Below are 14,769 nucleotides of genomic sequence, written 5' to 3' on the forward strand. Positions count from 1 at the left end.
CTACAGCTCCCCGTCGACGGGATCGAGGCCCGCGTCGGTCAGCGCGGTCAGCAGCGCCGCCGCACACGCGCTGAGCAGCGCCGGGTCGGTGGCGCGGATGACGAAGTTCGCCCCCGTCCGCCCCTCGCGCCAGAACGGATAGCTGCCGATCTGCGTGCCGGGATTGGCCTTCTCGACCGCCCCCAGCGTCGCTGCGACCGCGCTCTCGGCAGTCCACGCCGCGACGGTGCGGCTCAGCACCGGCTTGCCGCCGGGCAGCTGGCCGTCGAGCGCCGCCAGCATCCCCTGCGTGATCGCCGGCACGCCCGCCATGATGAAGACATTGCCGTAGCGGATGCCCGGCGCCCCGGTGCGCGGGTTCTCGATCAGCTCGGCACCGTCGGGCACCCGCGCCATGCGCAGCCGCGCGTCGGTCAGCTTGTCGCCGTAATATTTCTCCAGGATCGCGCGCGCCGCCGGGTGGACGATCACGTCGACGCCCAATGCTGCGGCAATCGCGTCGACCGTGATGTCGTCGTGCGTCGGGCCGATGCCGCCGGTGGTGAACAGATAGTCGTACGCGTTCCGCAGCGCGTTGACCGCATCGCCGATGGCGGCATGATCGTCGGCGACGACCCGCACTTCCTTGAGCCGGATGCCCTGCACCCCCAGCCATTTCGCGAGATAGGCGAGGTTCGCGTCCTGTGTCCGCCCCGACAGGATCTCGTCGCCGATGATCAGCAGCGCAGCGGTATAGACGCGGTCGGGATCGGTCGCGGGGGTCATGCAGGGCGCGGTCTAGCGCAGCGCCGGGGGCGGCGCAAAGCGCTTGCCACGTCGCATGCCGCGACGCATCATCAAGCCTCGGGGGATGCGGGGGTTTTCGATGTACGTGCGCGCGTTGTCGGCGATTGCCGGTCTGCTGTTGCTGGCCGCAGCGCCGGTCGACCTGGCGACCAAGTTCGGGGTGCGCGAGAGCATCGAGTCGATCAGCCTGTCGCCCGACGGCAAGGGCATCGCCTTCGTCGCGCCCAACGGCAGCGCTGGGACCGCGCTGTTCACCGTCGGCCTCGAAGGTGGCGAGCCGAAGCTCGTGCTGGCGACGACCGATGCCGCGCAGAGCCTGTCGAACTGCGGCTGGGTGTCGGATGCGCGACTGGTCTGCCAGGTCGTCGGCACGGTCAAGTATCAGGATTATCTGCTCGACGTCTCCCGCATCGTCGGCGTCGACCGCGACGGCCGCAACCAGAAGCTGCTGAGCGAGAAGACCAACGAGACCCAGACGCGGCTCGCGGTGTTCGGCGGGAACATCGTCGACTGGCTGCCCGGCGAGACCGACAAGCTGCTCGTCGGCCGCGACTTCATCCCGGAGGCGCGCGGCAACACGCGCCTCGAGCAAAAGCTCGACGGGTACGGTGTCGTCCGCCTCGACGCGCGGACCGGCGCGGTGACGCGCAGCGAGAACCCCAAGCGCGACGCGGAGGAATATATCAGCGACGGCCAGGGCCGCATCCGCATCATGGGCCTGCGCCCTGCGGCCGGGGCCAGCGGCCAGATGGGCGCGACGATCAACTATTTCTACCGCACCAAGACATCGGACGAATGGCGTCCGTTCGGCGCGCTCAAGACCGGCATGACGGCCAACCAGGAGGGCCTGAACCCCTATGCCGTCGATTCGACGCTCGACGCCGCATACGCGATGCGCAAGGTCGGGGGCCGCCTGACGCTGGTCCGCGTCGCGCTCGACGGCACGCTGGTAGAGACGCCGGTGTTCGCGCACCCGCAGGTCGATATCGACGGCGTGGTCACGCTGGGCCGGGCGCGCCGGGTCATCGGCGTCACCTATGTCACCGACCGGCGCGAGACGGTGTATTTCGACCCCGCGCTGAAGGCGCTGGCCCTGTCGTTGTCGAAGGCGCTTCCTGGCAAGCCGCTGGTCCGCTTCGCAGGCGCCAGCCGCGACGAGCAGCGGCTGCTGATCTGGGCGGGCAGCGATGTCGATCCCGGCCGCTATTATGTCTTCGACCGCGCGACCAAGAACCTCGCCGAGATCATGCTGGCGCGGCCCGAGCTCGAGGGGCGGGCGCTGGCGACGCAGACCGCGATCACCTACCCGGCTGCCGACGGCACGCTGATCCCCGCCTATCTGATGCTGCCGCCGGGCAGCACCGGCAAGAACCTGCCCGCGATCGTGCTGCCGCACGGCGGTCCCAGTGCGCGTGACGAGTGGGGCTTCGACTGGCTGTCGCAATATTACGCGGCGCGCGGCTATGCCGTGTTGCAGCCGCAATTCCGCGGCTCGGACGGCTACGGTGACGCATGGTTCAGGAACCAGGGCTTCCGCAAATGGGCGGTGGCGATCGGCGACGTCAACGACGCCGGGCGCTGGCTGATCAAGCAGGGCATTGCCGACCCGGCCAAGCTGGGCATCGTCGGCTGGTCGTATGGTGGCTATGCGGCGCTCCAGTCGGGTGTGGTCGCGCCCGACCTGTTCAAGGCGGTGGTGGCTATCGCCCCGGTCGCCGACCTGGCGCTGCTTGCCGAGCAGTATCGCGGCTACACGAGTTTCGCGCTGGCGCGGGACTTCATCGGCGTCGGCCCGCACCTGCGCGACGGATCGCCTGCGCGTCAGGCGGCGCTGCTCAAGTCACCCGTGCTGCTGTTCCACGGCGACGTCGATTCGAACGTCAAGCCGGTCCAGTCCAAGGTGATGCGCGAGGCGCTGGCCAAGGCGGGGGTGAAGCACGAGCTGATCACCTACCCGGGGCTGGACCATTATCTCGACGACTCGGTCGTGCGCGCCGACCTGCTCCGCCGCAGCGACGCCTGGCTGCGCAGCGCGATGAAGCTGCCCGCCGACTAACGCCGGCGCTGCGTCGCCACGCGCACGATGACCGCGGTCGACAGCAGGATGCTCGACACCAGGCCGCCGATCGCCAGCAGCCCGGCGGGGGTGACGTCGACCGTCATGCGAACGCGCGCCTTGCCCCAGCGGGCGTGGAGTTCGGCGTGCTGGGGGGCTTGCAGGTCCATGCCGGCATCTACGCGCGGGGCTGCTGCGGGTTCAACCGCCTTGCCCCGGTGACACGCGCGTCATACATCGGATCCATGAATTTCGCCCCGACCTATGAAGCGCTTGCCGACGCCGAGGAGCGGACGGCGACGATCAAGCTGCACGGGCCCGACGCGTTCGCGGGCATGCACAAGGCGGGGCGGCTGGCGGCCGAAGTGCTCGACATGCTGGTGCCGCACGTCATGCCGGAAGTGGTGACCGCCGACCTCGACAAGCTCGCCTATGATTTCGTGCTGGCGCGCGGCGCGCTGCCCGCGACGATCTTCTACCGCGGCTATGCCCATTCGCTGTGCATCAGCGTCAACCACGTCGTCTGCCACGGCATGCCGTCGGCGAAGCGGCTGAAGGACGGCGACATCGTCAACATCGACGTGACGGTGATCGTCGATGGCTGGCACGGCGACACCAGCCGGATGTTCCTGGTCGGCGACGTGCCGCTGAAGGCGCGGCGGCTGGTCGACATCACCTGGGAATGCCTGCAGCGCGGCATCGGCGCGGCGCGCGCGGGCAACACGCTGGGCGACATCGGTCATGCGATCCAGAGCTATGCGGAAGCGCAGCGCTGCTCGGTGGTGCGCGATTTCTGCGGGCACGGCGTCGGCCGCGTCTTCCACGATGCGCCGAACATCGTTCACATCGGGCGGCCGCGCACGGGCGAGGTGCTGAAGCCCGGGATGATCTTCACGATCGAGCCGATGATCAACCTGGGCGGCTTCAAGGTAAAGCTGCTCGACGACGGCTGGACGGCGGTGACGCGCGACCGCTCGCTGTCGGCACAGTTCGAGCATTCGGTCGGCATCACCGACGGCGATCCCGAGATCTTCACGCTGTCGCCGGCGGGCCTCGAAAAGCCGCCCTACAGCACCGCCGCTGCAATCACCGGCGCGTAGATCGTTTCCCACATCAGCGGGTTGAGCGCGCCGACGTAGTTCTCGACGAGCTTGCCGTCGCGAAAGCCCAGCAGGTGCGTTTCGCTCAGCACCAGCCGCTTGCCGGTCGCGGCGACGCCGTCGATCGTGCCGACATGATCGGCCTCTGCCGTGAAGCGCGCAACGACACGCCCGTCGGCGGTGGCGACGCATTCGTGCAGCACCATCGTCGCGGTCGTGAACTCGAGCGCGCTGCCGAGGGTCGCGCCGATGACGGCTGCATATTCGGCCTTGGAGGTGATCGGCGCACCGGGCTTCAACCCCGTCGACACCCAGACATCGTCGGCAACGATCTCGTCGAACGCTGCCATGTCGCCCTTGCCGAGCGCGTCCTCGACGAAGCGGCGCGCCAGCGCGACGTTGGCGGCGGCGATCTCCGGGGTTAGGCCGGCCGGGGCGACCCAGGGTTCACGGCGGAACGCGTCGATCGTCATTGCCTGTCCTTCCGTTACGGCCCCGGCTACACTCGTCCGGCAATGTTACGGGGGCAAGACGTTGGCGGGGGGTGACAGCGACGCGAGCGGACATCGCGAACGCCTGCGCGCGCGCCTGCTCAGCGGCGGCGGCGACGCGTTCCATGATTACGAATTGCTCGAATATGTCCTTGGCCTGGCGATCCCGCGGCGCGACACCAAGCCGTTGGCCAAGCGCCTGCTGGCGGAGTTCGGCAGCTTCCCGGCGCTGCTCGCAGCGTCACCCGCCGAGCTGAGCCGGGTCGAGGGGCTGACCGAGGGGGCGGCGGCGGCACTGAAGTTCGTCGAGGCGACGGTGCAGCGGACGCTCCGTACCGCGGCGCTCGACCGGCCGGTGCTGTCGGGGTGGCAGGCGCTGACCGATTATCTCCACGCGTCGATGGCGCACCGCGTGACCGAGGAGTTCCGCGTCATCTTCCTCAACAATCGTAACGTCATGGTGCGCGACGAGGCGATGGGCAGCGGCACGGTCAACGCCGCACCCGTGTATCCGCGCGAGATCGTCAAGCGCGCGCTCGAACTCGGGGCGAGCGGGCTGGTGCTCGTGCATAACCACCCGAGCGGAGATCCCTCGCCGAGCCGCGACGACATCCAAATGACGAAGCAGGTCGTGGAGGCCGGGCGGCCGCTGGGCCTCAGTGTCCACGATCATGTCGTGATCGGCCGCACGGGCCACGCCAGCTTCCGCGCACTAGGGCTGCTTTAGGCACAAAAAAAGGGGCCGCCGAAGCGACCCCTTCCTTGAGACGATGTCGGCCTTACGACGGCGTCTTCATCATCTTCTTGTGGGCCTTGATCTCGGCCTTGGTCGCAGGGCGATCGCCCATGAACCACTTGCCGTCACGCTCGACCATCATCTCGGCCGACGCGGTCGTCGTCCCCGCCGGGGCAGCGCTTGCCGCGGGTGCAGTGTCGCTCGCCATCGGCGCCGTGTCGGTCGTGGTCGGCGCAGTCGGCGCGGTCGTCGGCGCCGACATGCCGGGCTGCTGCATCGCCGGCGCGCCCGGGCTTGCCGTCTGGGCGATTGCGGCGGTCGAAGCCAGAGCGGCGGCGGTCAGGGTCAGGAAAATCTTCATGTCATTTCACCTTTGTTCGAGGGTTACCGACGAAGGACTTCAGCGCGGCTCGGGTGCCGGCGTCGGCGGGGTCGGCATCGCGTCGGCCGGCGGCGTCGCCTCGCTCGGCATCGCCGACGGAGCGGCGCCGGTGTCGGGTGCCGGGGCCATCGGAGCGGCGGTATCGCCAGCCGGTGCCATCCCGGTTGCAGGTGCGGGCATCGCGGTGGTCGGCGCCATGCCAGCGCCGCCCGGCATTGCAGCCACACCCGCCAGCTGCTGGGCGTTCAGATCCTTGGTCGCCGCACGCTCACGAGCTTCCTGGCCCGAGGCATTGCCACGCTTGCGCGCGTTCTGTGCATCTGCAGCGGTTGCAGTGAACGCCATTGCCGCAATCGCGGCGGTGATAATCATCTTGGACATATCGTAACTCCTTGGCTGATTAGGCCCCGCAGCGCGTCAACGCGCGCGGAGCGGATCAGGTTGCGGTCAGCGCGGACCCTCGGGCGTGCCGGCAGTGCCGACCGTGCCCGGCGTGCGCGCCGAGCCGTCGCCGTTGACGCTGGCGCCCGGCGTTATGCCGGGGGTGGCGGGGAAGCCGGCAGTGCCCGTCGTGGCACTGCTGCTGCCCGTCGTCGTGTCGCTCGGCGTCGTCGGAGCACGCGTGCCCACGGCGTCGCGGCCGGTCCGTGCACGGTCGCCGCGAGCGACGCCCGTGGTGCTCGCGCCGGTGGTGGCCGAGGTGCCCGGGGTCGTCACGCTGGTGCCCGGTGCACCGGTGGTCGCACCGACACTGCCCGAAACCGACGGGCTCGACGCGCCGACCTGTGCGGTGGCGGCGGTTGCCGTGGCCAGTGCCGCGGCGGCGATGATCGCAAAAGTCTTCATGGCAAATTCCTTCTTTCGACAGGCCTTAGCCTCGGATGACCAACCGCTGAACGGGGGCGCGGGTCCTCAACCCGTCCCGCTGTCGGTGCGGCTCGCCCCATGCTAGGGGGCAGCGCTCAACCGTCTTCGAAAGCCGTCACCGCCGATGATCCCGCGCTACTCCCGCCCCGAAATGGTCGCGATCTGGGAGCCCGAGGCGCGCTTCCGCATCTGGTTCGAGATCGAGGCGCACGCCATGGATGCGCTTGTCGAACTGGGCGTCGTACCGGCGCAGGCGGCAAAGGACGTCTGGGAGAAGGGCGCGTTCGAGGTCGAGCGCATCGACGAGATCGAGCGCGAGACCAAGCACGACGTCATCGCCTTTCTGACCAACCTGGCCGAACATGTCGGCCCCTCGGCACGCTTCGTGCACCAGGGCATGACGAGTTCCGACGTCCTCGACACGTGCCTCGGCGTCCAGCTGGCGCGCGCCGCCGACCTGATGATCGCCGATGTCGATGCGCTGCTCGCGGTGCTCAGGCGCCGTGCCATCGAGCACAAATTGACTCCGACGATCGGGCGCAGCCACGGCATCCATGCCGAGCCGACGACCTTCGGCCTCAAGCTGCTCCAGGCCTATGCCGAGTTCGACCGCTGCCGCGCGCGGCTGGTCGCGGCGCGTGCCGAAGTCGCGACCTGCGCGATCTCGGGCGCGGTCGGGACCTTCGCCAACATCGACCCGCGCGTCGAGGCGCATGTCGCCAAGGCGATGGGCCTGACCGTCGAGCCGGTCAGCACGCAGGTCATCCCGCGCGACCGGCACGCCATGTATTTCGCGACCTTGGGTGTCGTCGCGGGCTGCATCGAGCGTCTGGCGACCGAGGTCCGCCACCTGCAGCGCACCGAGGTGCTGGAGGCGGAGGAGTATTTCGCGCCCGGCCAGAAGGGCTCGAGCGCCATGCCGCACAAGCGCAACCCGGTGCTGACCGAGAACCTGACCGGCCTCGCGCGGCTGGTCCGCGGCATGGTCACCCCGGCGCTGGAGAATATCGCGCTGTGGCACGAGCGCGACATCAGCCACTCGTCGGTCGAGCGGATGATCGGCCCCGATGCGACGGTGACGCTCGACTTCGCGCTCGCGCGGCTGACGGGCGTCATGGACAAGCTGCTGATCTATCCGGAGCGGATGCAGGCCAACCTCGACCGCATGGGCGGGCTGATCCATTCGCAGCGCGTGCTGCTCGCGCTGACCCAGGCGGGGGCGTCGCGCGAGGCGGCATACGCGATGGTCCAGCGCAACGCGATGCAGGTGTGGCGCGCCGACGGCAAGATCGCGCTGCTCGACTTGCTCAAGGCTGACCCGGAAGTGACGGGCTTCGTCGCCGCTGCGGACCTCGAGCAGCTCTTCGACTTCGGCTATCACTTCGCGCACGTCGACACGATCTTCGCGCGCGTGCTGGGGGCCTAGGCCGGCCGGCGGAAGCCCAGCAGGTTGACGCCGAGCCGGCTCTGGACGACCCAGACCAGGGCGAGGTTGCGCAGCGAGATGGTGATCACCGTCGCCCAGGCGGCACCCTCGGCACCATAGGTCGGCACCAGCAGCGCCACGGCGATGATGCAGACGGCGACGGCGAGCCCGGCGGAGGCCAGGATCCAGCGCTGGTCGCCGGCCATGACCAGGATGCTGCCGATCGGCCCGCATGCGAGGCGGAGGAACTGGCCGACGACGAGGATCTGCAACACGGTCGCCCCGCCACGGAACTCGGGCCCGAACAGGCCGAGCAGGGTTTCCGGAATGACCAGCAGCACGAGGAACAGCGGCCCGCCGAGGACCAAGACCAGCACGACGGACTTGCGCGCCACGCTGGCGATCTCGTCGAGCGCGCCGATGCGCGCGGCGGCGGCGATGCGCGGGCCGATCACCGTCTCCACCGCGACCTGCAGCAGCCCGGCAAGCGCCACGAACTGCCAGGCCGCGCGGTAATATCCGACCACCGCGACCGGCCAGTTGCTGCCCAGCGCGACCGTCGTGTACCACTCGGTGAACATATTCCCCAGGTTGGACACGACGATCGGCACCCCGGCGGCGATCATCGGGAGTGCCAGCACCGGCACTGCGCTCGGCCAGCCGCGGCTTACATTGCGCCACGCCAGCCAGCCGACCACGGCGCCGAGGGACAGTCCGGCCACGTACAGGGTCGCCGGCAGCATCAGGCCGTGGACGTTGCCGAACCACACGCCCAAGCCGACGCCGATCATAGCCGCCGTGGTGCCCAGCGGCCCGTCGATGATCTGCGAGATGATAATTCGATCGGCCGAGCGCAGCGCCGCGCTGGCGATGCGCTGCAGGGCCAGCGGGATCACCGCCCACAGCATGATGCCCAGGATCGGCCCGATGTTCGGCTGGCGCAGTATCTCGGCCGCGAGCCAGTCGCGCAGCAGCCAGAGCGTCCCGGCAACGAGCGGCGCGGCCACCAGGACGACGCGCGCCGCGCTGCGCACGGCCCCGCGGGCGCGGTCCTGCTTGCCTTCGCGCAGATCGCCGGACGCGTCGCGCACGACGATGTAATCGAGGCCCAGCAGGACGAGGTATGACAGCATCACCACGGTGTTGACGCCGATCGCGTAGGTGCCGGTGCCCGATGCGCCGAACTGGCGGGCGATCAGCAGGCCGAGCGCGAAGCTGGCGCCTGCGCCCCAGATCTTGAGGGCGAAGGCCATCACCGTCTGCCCGCCGAGGCGTCCCGGGGCGAGCATCGCGGTCGCCTGTTTGAAACGCTTGCGCATCGCGGCGCTCTTGCAGGACGCCGTGCCGACAGGCAACCATGCCATGTTGCACCGCAAAAAATTCTTGTGACGACAGGCACGTTGTGCGTGTAACCGGACGGCAAGCAGAGACGGGGTGGACTTTGAATTTGGCACGAGCCCGTGGCTGAGCGCCGCGTCCTGGCGATCGCGTCGGGCGGCGGACACTGGGTCCAGCTGCTGCGCTTGGCGCCCGCGTTCGAGGGCTGCACGGTCAGCTTCGCGACGGTCCACGCCGACAGCGCCGCCGACCTCGCGCCCGGTGCGCGGCTGTTCACCTTCCGCGACGCGTCTCGCAAGGACTGGTGGAATTTCTTCAAAAGCGGCCTGCAGATCGCGGGCATCGTTCTGTGCGTCCGCCCGCACGTCGTGGTGACGACGGGCGCGATGCCGCCGCTCGCCGCGCTGCTGGTCGGGCGTCTGACCGGGGCGCGGACCCTGTGGGTCGACAGCGTCGCGAACAGCGAGGAGCTGTCGGGATCGGGCCGCATCGCGCGCCGCTTCGCGCACCAGGTCATCACGCAATGGCCGCAGCTGGCGACACCCGAGACGCCGTGCTGGGGTTCGGTGCTGTGATCTTCGTCAGCGTCGGATCGATGATGCCGTTCGACCGGCTGGTGCGCGCCGCCGACGAGTGGGCGGCGGCGCACCCGGCAACGGACGTGCTGATCCAGCTCGGCAACGGCAAGCATCTGCCGGCGCACGCGCGTCAAGTCCGGCTGATGCCGCCGGGCGAGTATCGCCGCCTCGTCGAGACCGCCGAGCTCTTCGTGGCGCATGCCGGGATGGGATCGATCATCAGTGCGATCCAGGCGGGGCGCCCGCTGCTGATGCTGCCGCGCCGCGCCGACCTGGGCGAGCACAACAACGACCACCAGCTCGCGACGGTGCGCAATGTCGCCAACCGCCCCGGGCTGCATCATGTCGAACGTGAGGATCAGCTGGGCGGCGCGATCGACCGGCTGCTCGCCGGCGGCGGCGAGGCCCCGGCGCCGATCTCGCCTTACGCGTCGCCCGAGCTGATCGCTGCGGTGCGCGGCTTCGTGCAGGGATGATCGAGCTCGAGACCGCAGGGCTGAACCGCTTCGCGCTGGCCGTCACGCCCGGCGTCTGTGTCGGGCCGCCCGACTTTCAGTTCCTGTTCGGCGGCGCGGGGCTGGCGGCGGCGGTCGCGGCGCTGGAGGCGGTGACGGGCCGCCCGACGGTGTGGGCGGCGGCGCAGTATCTGAGCTACGCGCGGCCGCCGTCGGTGCTCGACCTCGACGTCGTCGTGCCGGTCGCGGGCAAGCATTCGAGCCAGGCGCGGGTCACCGGCCATGTCGAGGACACCGAGATCCTGACCGTCAACGCCGCGCTGGGCAGCCGGCCGCAGGCGCTGGTGGCGGGATGGGCCGCGATGCCCGCCGCGCCGCCGCCCGACGAATGCGAGGAGCTGACGCAGGGCTGGTCGCGCACCGACGACGACATCCGCGGCCGCATCGACCTGCGCGTCGCGTCCCCGCGCGATCCCGCGCCGGCGGGCCGCTCGCTGCTCTGGGCGCGGCGCCTCGACGGCGGCGCGATCGACCGGGTGACGCTCGCGGTGTTCGCCGACTTTCTGCCGTCGGGGATCAGCGCGGCATTGGGACGGCGGGCCGGGGGCAACAGCCTCGACAACACGATCCGCTACGTCCGCGTCGTGCCAACCGAGTGGGTGCTGCTCGACACGCAGATCGACGCGGTGGCCGACGGCTTCGGGCACGGGCGCATGTATCTGTTCGCGCAGGACGGTACGCTGATGGCGAGCGCCAGCCAGTCGCTTATCGTGCGCCTGCCCGAGAGCTGAGCCACGCCGCGGCGTCGGCGGGCGAGCGCTTGTCGGCGTCGCGGTCGACCATCAGGTTCGCGGCGCGCATCCGTTCGACGCCGATGCTGCCGATCAGCGGCTTTAGCGCCGCGATGAAGGCCGCGTCGGCACGCTTGTCGGGGGCGATCAGCAGCACCGCCTCGTAGGCGGGAATGGCGCTCTTGGGGTCGGCCAGCACTGCGAGCCGCTGCGCCGCGACGCGTCCGTCGCTGGAAAAGGCCGAGATGACGTCGGCCTCGCCGCTCGCCAGCGCGCGGTACATGAAGGTCGGCTCATAGGTCCGTGCCTTGCGGAAGCGCATGCCGTACGCAGCCTGAACGGCGCGCCATTCGGGGCGCGTCTGGAACTCGATGTCGCCGCCCAGTGTCAGGCGCGGCGCGACGCGCGCGAGGTCGGCGAGGTCGCGTACCCCGAGCTTCGCGGCCTCGTCACCGCGCATCGCCAGCACATAGGCGTTCTCGAACCCCAGCGGCCCGACGACGCCGACCCCGGTGCGCGCGGTCAGGTCGCGGCTCAGTTCGGCGAGCGGCGGGTCGTCGGCGCGGTCGAGCACCGTCGTCGCGAGCGTCCCCGAATAATCGACATAGACGTCGATATCGCCGGCCTTGAGCGCGCGGAACGCCACCGCCGAGCCCAGCCCGCTGCGGATTTCGGTGCGGTAGCCTGCCTGCGCCAGCCGGGCGGCGATGACCTCGGCGAGGATATATTGCTCGGAGAAGGACTTGGCGCCGACGACGATCGTCCGATGATCCCCTGCCGGGCGAGCCGCGACCAGCGCCGCGACGGCGATTAGTCCAAGACCTGCAAGGCCTGCGAAAATCCGCGCGCGCGACCGGTGCGACAGGCCGTGCTCGATAAGGCCGAGGAGCGCGTCGACGGCGATCGCCAGTCCCGCGGCGCCCAGGCAGCCGACCGCGACGCCGATCCAGTCCTCGGTCTGCAGCCCGACGAAGATGAAATCGCCCAGGCTCGTCGCGCCGATCGGCGTCGCCAGCGTCGCCGCGCCGATCGTCCAGACCGCCGCGGTGCGCAGTCCAGCCATCATTACCGGCGCAGCGAGGGGCAGTTCGACGCCCGTGAACTTCTGAGTGGGCGTCATGCCGATCGCGTCGGCAGCCTCGGTCACCGCCGGGTCGATGCCGCGCAGGCCGGTCATCGCGCCGCGCAGCAGTGGCAGCAGCGCGTAGAGCGTCAGCGCGAGCAGCGCGGGCAGAAAGCCGAGGACGGGCACGTCGACCCCGCTCGCGGTCCGCAGCACGACGAGCAGCGGGTAGAACAGCGCGAGCAGCGCCAGCGCCGGGATCGTCTGGATTAAGGACGCGATGCCCAGCACCGGAGCGGCAGCGCGGGGGCTGCGCCGCATCGCCAGCACCAGCGGCACCGAAATCGCGAGCGCGAGGCCCAGCGCCGCGGCGCTCAGCCCGACATGCGCCGCCAGCCGGTGGGGCAGCAGTTCGAGCGCCGGCGCCCAGTCAGCCACGCGCCATCTCCGCCAGCCGCGCCGCCTGGTCGCGCGGCACCGCGATCATCGCCGCAACCCCGGCATCGCCCGCGCCCGCCATCAGCGCTGCGGGCGTCGCGTCGGCGACGATGCGCCCGGCGCGCAGCACGACGATCCGGTCGGCGAGGAGCAGCGCCTCCTGCACGTCGTGCGTCACCATGATGCTCGTCAGGCCGAGCCGGCCGTGCAGGTCGCGGTAGCGCGTCGCCAGCGCATCGCGCGTTGTCGGGTCGAGCGCACCGAACGGCTCGTCGAGCAGCATCAGGCGCGGACCCGCCGCCAGCGCGCGCGCCACCCCGACCCGCTGGCGCTGGCCCCCCGACAGTTCGGCAGGCAGGCGCGCGGCGACGTCGGCGGGCAGGTCGACAAGATCGAGCAATTCGATGACCCGCGCCGCGGCCTTCGCGCGCGACCAGCCGAGCAGACGCGGCACGCTGGCGATGTTGGCCGCGACATCCATGTGCGGGAACAGCCCGACGTTCTGAAACACCGTGCCGATGCCGCGCCGCAGGGCCACCGCATCGACGCTCGCGACGTCGACGCCGTCGACCGAGACGGTGCCGCTGTCGGGCACCACGAGGCGATTGATCGTCTTGAGGAGGGTCGTCTTGCCCGATCCCGATGTCCCGATCAGCGCGACGAAGCTGCCGGCGGCGATGTCGAGGTCGATGCCCGCCAGCGCCGCATTCCCGCCGAACGCCTTGCCGACGCCGGCGAAGCCGACAGCGCTCACGCCGCAGCGCGCGTGTCGGTCAGCCCGAAGGCGTCGGCCACGAGTTCATAGCTGCGCCGCCGTGCGCCGTGATCGTGGAGGATGTTGACCAGCATCGCCTCGTCGGCGCCGTATTCGGCGACCGCCGCCTCGATGCCGCGCTTCACCGTCGCGGGCGACCCGGCAATGACCCGCCTGCCGGCGCGGGTGCTGGCGACCTCGGAGTGGTCGGCGAGCCAGGCGAGCGCGGTCTCGGGCGTCGGCACCGGGATCGAGCGGCCCATGAGGAGGTGCGCCATCATCATCCGCGCGCTCGACGCCAGCCGCTCGGCCTCGGCGTCGCTGTCGGCGCAGACGGTCCACAGTGCGGTCATCGTGTAGGGCGCCGCGAGGTGCGCCGACGGCTGGAAGGCGGCGCGGTAGCGGTCGGCAAGCGGCGCGCCGTTGCCATTGATGAAGTCGGCGACGCAATAGGGCAGCCCGACCTCCGCCGCCCAGCCCGCGCTGTCGGGCGACGAGCCGAGCAGCCACAGGTCGGGCACCTCCGGACGGCCGGGCAGGGTGCCCGCCAGGTCGGCGAAGGGATGGTCCGCGGGCAGGCTGTCGCCGAGATACCCCATCAGCTCGGCAAGCTGGTTGGGGAAGTCGTTGGGCGACTGCTGTCGGCGGTCGCGCTGCAATGCATAGGCCGTGCGCCCGTCGCTGCCCGGCGCGCGGCCCAGCCCCAGGTCAATGCGGCCCGGGTAAAGTCCGGCGAGCAGGCTGAAGCTCTCGGCGACCTTCAGCGGCGAATAATGCGGCAGCATGATGCCGCCCGATCCGATGCGGATGTGGCTGGTCGCCGCACCGATCGCCGCAAGCAGCACCTCGGGCGCAGCACCTGCCAGCGCAGGTGATGAATGATGCTCTGCGACCCAGTAGCGGTGGTAGCCGAGCCGCTCCGACAGACGCGCCAAGTCGATCGAGTTGGCGAGTGCCGTGCCGCCGCTCGCACCGGCGGGGATCGGCGATTGGTCGAGGACGCTCAGTCTCATGCGAACCACCTCCGCCGCGGGATTTCGCGTGTCGCGAGTTCGGCGACCAGCGCGGCGCGTGTTGCTTCGCTCGCGGTCGGCCAGGCCATGATCTCGTCGACGGTTCGCAGGCAGCCGCGGCACAGGCCCGAGCGGCGCTCGATCTCGCAGATGTTGATGCACGGCGAACGAACCATGGAGGGAATGTAGTGGCTGCACGGGCGCGCGGCCACCCCCGTTCGACGGGACGATCCCCTATCGAAGGGTTGCGAAAACGTTGCGTAAAAACAACACAGCCAAAACCTGTTCGATGAGTTTTCAAGGCTTTCACAGCCAATTTTGGTAAAATGATAACCAAGATTATTGCAAAATTGACACGTTAATTCAGCAAATACGGTCGGTAGCCATACCGTATCGTTACGGTAACCGATCATTAAATAAATTAACCTCACAGCCTAATTTTGACCAATCTGACGAGTCGGAACGGTTTGTAACGGCCAAGGTTCATTGCTGATC

Annotated in this window: 18 protein-coding genes; 7 read left to right on the plus strand and 11 right to left on the minus strand. The window is 69.7% G+C overall.

The window, feature by feature from the left end; all coding sequences use genetic code 11:
- Positions 1 to 765 (minus strand): competence/damage-inducible protein A, encoded by a 765-nt coding sequence (locus FMM06_RS01220; protein WP_143554403.1) that lies wholly within the window; start codon positions 763 to 765, stop codon positions 1 to 3.
- Between the two features lie 55 nt (positions 766 to 820).
- Between FMM06_RS01220 and FMM06_RS01225 the strand changes: the two genes are divergently transcribed.
- A complete protein-coding gene (locus FMM06_RS01225; protein ID WP_235889007.1) occupies positions 821 to 2,842 on the plus strand; it encodes an alpha/beta hydrolase family protein in 2,022 nt (673 codons plus the stop codon).
- Here FMM06_RS01225 and FMM06_RS16645 read toward each other — a convergent pair.
- Positions 2,839 to 3,012, minus strand: a complete 174-nt coding sequence (locus tag FMM06_RS16645) for a hypothetical protein (protein WP_185964989.1) — start codon at positions 3,010 to 3,012, stop codon at positions 2,839 to 2,841. The genes FMM06_RS01225 and FMM06_RS16645 overlap by 4 nt on opposite strands.
- A 75-nt stretch (positions 3,013 to 3,087) precedes the next feature.
- Between FMM06_RS16645 and map the strand changes: the two genes are divergently transcribed.
- Positions 3,088 to 3,942, plus strand: coding sequence for a type I methionyl aminopeptidase (gene map, locus FMM06_RS01230; RefSeq protein ID WP_143554404.1), 855 nt, complete (start codon positions 3,088 to 3,090; stop codon positions 3,940 to 3,942).
- Here map and FMM06_RS17060 read toward each other — a convergent pair.
- A complete protein-coding gene (locus tag FMM06_RS17060; RefSeq protein ID WP_143554405.1) occupies positions 3,909 to 4,415 on the minus strand; it encodes an ester cyclase in 507 nt (168 codons plus the stop codon). The two genes, map and FMM06_RS17060, sit on opposite strands and share 34 nt — an antisense overlap.
- Positions 4,416 to 4,476: 61 nt before the next feature.
- Between FMM06_RS17060 and radC the strand changes: the two genes are divergently transcribed.
- The gene (gene radC, locus FMM06_RS01240; RefSeq protein WP_235889010.1) at positions 4,477 to 5,160 is read left to right on the plus strand and encodes a RadC family protein; all 684 of its coding nucleotides are present in this window, start codon (positions 4,477 to 4,479) and stop codon (positions 5,158 to 5,160) included.
- A gap of 52 nt (positions 5,161 to 5,212) precedes the next feature.
- Here the strand turns inward: radC and FMM06_RS01245 are convergent, their stop codons facing one another.
- The 3 genes from FMM06_RS01245 to FMM06_RS01255 form a co-directional block, all read right to left on the minus strand.
- Complete coding sequence (locus FMM06_RS01245) at positions 5,213 to 5,530, minus strand: hypothetical protein (RefSeq protein WP_143554407.1); 318 nt, start codon at positions 5,528 to 5,530, stop codon at positions 5,213 to 5,215.
- A gap of 39 nt (positions 5,531 to 5,569) precedes the next feature.
- Positions 5,570 to 5,932, minus strand: a complete 363-nt coding sequence (locus FMM06_RS01250) for a hypothetical protein (RefSeq protein ID WP_143554408.1) — start codon at positions 5,930 to 5,932, stop codon at positions 5,570 to 5,572.
- 66 nt (positions 5,933 to 5,998) lie between these two features.
- The gene (locus FMM06_RS01255) at positions 5,999 to 6,397 is read right to left on the minus strand and encodes a hypothetical protein (RefSeq protein WP_143554409.1); all 399 of its coding nucleotides are present in this window, start codon (positions 6,395 to 6,397) and stop codon (positions 5,999 to 6,001) included.
- Positions 6,398 to 6,542: 145 nt separating this feature from the next.
- Here FMM06_RS01255 and purB point away from each other — a divergent pair, with 145 nt between their 5' ends.
- Positions 6,543 to 7,844 carry an adenylosuccinate lyase gene (gene purB, locus FMM06_RS01260; protein ID WP_143554410.1) on the plus strand — a complete coding sequence of 434 codons (1,302 nt, stop codon included), beginning with the start codon at positions 6,543 to 6,545 and terminating at the stop codon, positions 7,842 to 7,844.
- Here the strand turns inward: purB and FMM06_RS01265 are convergent.
- The gene (locus tag FMM06_RS01265; protein ID WP_143554411.1) at positions 7,841 to 9,163 is read right to left on the minus strand and encodes an MATE family efflux transporter; all 1,323 of its coding nucleotides are present in this window, start codon (positions 9,161 to 9,163) and stop codon (positions 7,841 to 7,843) included. The two genes, purB and FMM06_RS01265, sit on opposite strands and share 4 nt — an antisense overlap.
- 141 nt (positions 9,164 to 9,304) lie before the next feature.
- On the opposite strand from FMM06_RS01265, the gene FMM06_RS01270 reads away from it, so the two are divergent.
- The 3 genes from FMM06_RS01270 to FMM06_RS01280 are packed head-to-tail and all read left to right on the plus strand — an operon-like array spanning position 9,305 to position 11,006.
- Entirely contained in the window at positions 9,305 to 9,757 is a 453-nt protein-coding gene (locus FMM06_RS01270; RefSeq protein ID WP_143554412.1) for a glycosyltransferase family protein, read from the plus strand.
- The gene (locus FMM06_RS01275; protein WP_185964990.1) at positions 9,754 to 10,236 is read left to right on the plus strand and encodes a glycosyltransferase; all 483 of its coding nucleotides are present in this window, start codon (positions 9,754 to 9,756) and stop codon (positions 10,234 to 10,236) included. The genes FMM06_RS01270 and FMM06_RS01275 overlap by 4 nt, the downstream gene beginning before the upstream one ends.
- Complete coding sequence (locus FMM06_RS01280; RefSeq protein WP_143554414.1) at positions 10,233 to 11,006, plus strand: acyl-CoA thioesterase domain-containing protein; 774 nt, start codon at positions 10,233 to 10,235, stop codon at positions 11,004 to 11,006. Before FMM06_RS01275 ends, FMM06_RS01280 begins: the two co-directional genes overlap by 4 nt.
- Here FMM06_RS01280 and FMM06_RS01285 read toward each other — a convergent pair.
- Genes FMM06_RS01285 through FMM06_RS01300 form a run of 4 tightly spaced genes read right to left on the minus strand, consistent with a single transcriptional unit; the run spans position 10,981 to position 14,450 of the window.
- Positions 10,981 to 12,507: an ABC transporter permease/substrate-binding protein gene (locus FMM06_RS01285; protein ID WP_143554415.1), complete on the minus strand. Its 1,527-nt coding sequence runs from the start codon at positions 12,505 to 12,507 to the stop codon at positions 10,981 to 10,983. The two genes, FMM06_RS01280 and FMM06_RS01285, sit on opposite strands and share 26 nt — an antisense overlap.
- The gene (locus FMM06_RS01290; protein WP_143554416.1) at positions 12,500 to 13,261 is read right to left on the minus strand and encodes an ATP-binding cassette domain-containing protein; all 762 of its coding nucleotides are present in this window, start codon (positions 13,259 to 13,261) and stop codon (positions 12,500 to 12,502) included. The genes FMM06_RS01285 and FMM06_RS01290 overlap by 8 nt, the downstream gene beginning before the upstream one ends.
- Positions 13,258 to 14,274: an LLM class flavin-dependent oxidoreductase gene (locus tag FMM06_RS01295; protein ID WP_143554417.1), complete on the minus strand. Its 1,017-nt coding sequence runs from the start codon at positions 14,272 to 14,274 to the stop codon at positions 13,258 to 13,260. Before FMM06_RS01295 ends, FMM06_RS01290 begins: the two co-directional genes overlap by 4 nt.
- Positions 14,271 to 14,450, minus strand: a complete 180-nt coding sequence (locus tag FMM06_RS01300; RefSeq protein ID WP_143554418.1) for a DUF1289 domain-containing protein — start codon at positions 14,448 to 14,450, stop codon at positions 14,271 to 14,273. Before FMM06_RS01300 ends, FMM06_RS01295 begins: the two co-directional genes overlap by 4 nt.
- Between the last annotated feature and the right edge of the window lie 319 nt (positions 14,451 to 14,769).

This window comes from Glacieibacterium frigidum (genome assembly GCF_007097155.1).
In the GTDB taxonomy this organism is placed as follows: Bacteria; Pseudomonadota; Alphaproteobacteria; order Sphingomonadales; family Sphingomonadaceae; genus Glacieibacterium; species Glacieibacterium frigidum.

Excerpts from the sequence above, each read along its gene's own strand:
- FMM06_RS01225 (WP_235889007.1), top strand. The coding sequence starts at position 821 with ATGCCGCGACGCATCATCAAGCCTCGGGGGATGCGGGGGTTTTCGATG.
- FMM06_RS01245 (WP_143554407.1), bottom strand. The coding sequence starts at position 5,530 with ATGAAGATTTTCCTGACCCTGACCGCCGCCGCTCTGGCTTCGACCGCC.
- purB (WP_143554410.1), top strand. The coding sequence starts at position 6,543 with ATGATCCCGCGCTACTCCCGCCCCGAAATGGTCGCGATCTGGGAGCCC.
- FMM06_RS01255 (WP_143554409.1), bottom strand. The coding sequence starts at position 6,397 with ATGAAGACTTTTGCGATCATCGCCGCCGCGGCACTGGCCACGGCAACC.
- FMM06_RS01280 (WP_143554414.1), top strand. The coding sequence starts at position 10,233 with ATGATCGAGCTCGAGACCGCAGGGCTGAACCGCTTCGCGCTGGCCGTC.
- FMM06_RS17060 (WP_143554405.1), bottom strand. The coding sequence starts at position 4,415 with ATGACGATCGACGCGTTCCGCCGTGAACCCTGGGTCGCCCCGGCCGGC.
- FMM06_RS16645 (WP_185964989.1), bottom strand. The coding sequence starts at position 3,012 with ATGGACCTGCAAGCCCCCCAGCACGCCGAACTCCACGCCCGCTGGGGC.
- FMM06_RS01265 (WP_143554411.1), bottom strand. The coding sequence starts at position 9,163 with ATGCGCAAGCGTTTCAAACAGGCGACCGCGATGCTCGCCCCGGGACGC.
- FMM06_RS01220 (WP_143554403.1), bottom strand. The coding sequence starts at position 765 with ATGACCCCCGCGACCGATCCCGACCGCGTCTATACCGCTGCGCTGCTG.
- FMM06_RS01250 (WP_143554408.1), bottom strand. The coding sequence starts at position 5,932 with ATGTCCAAGATGATTATCACCGCCGCGATTGCGGCAATGGCGTTCACT.
- map (WP_143554404.1), top strand. The coding sequence starts at position 3,088 with ATGAATTTCGCCCCGACCTATGAAGCGCTTGCCGACGCCGAGGAGCGG.
- FMM06_RS01295 (WP_143554417.1), bottom strand. The coding sequence starts at position 14,274 with ATGAGACTGAGCGTCCTCGACCAATCGCCGATCCCCGCCGGTGCGAGC.
- FMM06_RS01300 (WP_143554418.1), bottom strand. The coding sequence starts at position 14,450 with ATGGTTCGTTCGCCGTGCATCAACATCTGCGAGATCGAGCGCCGCTCG.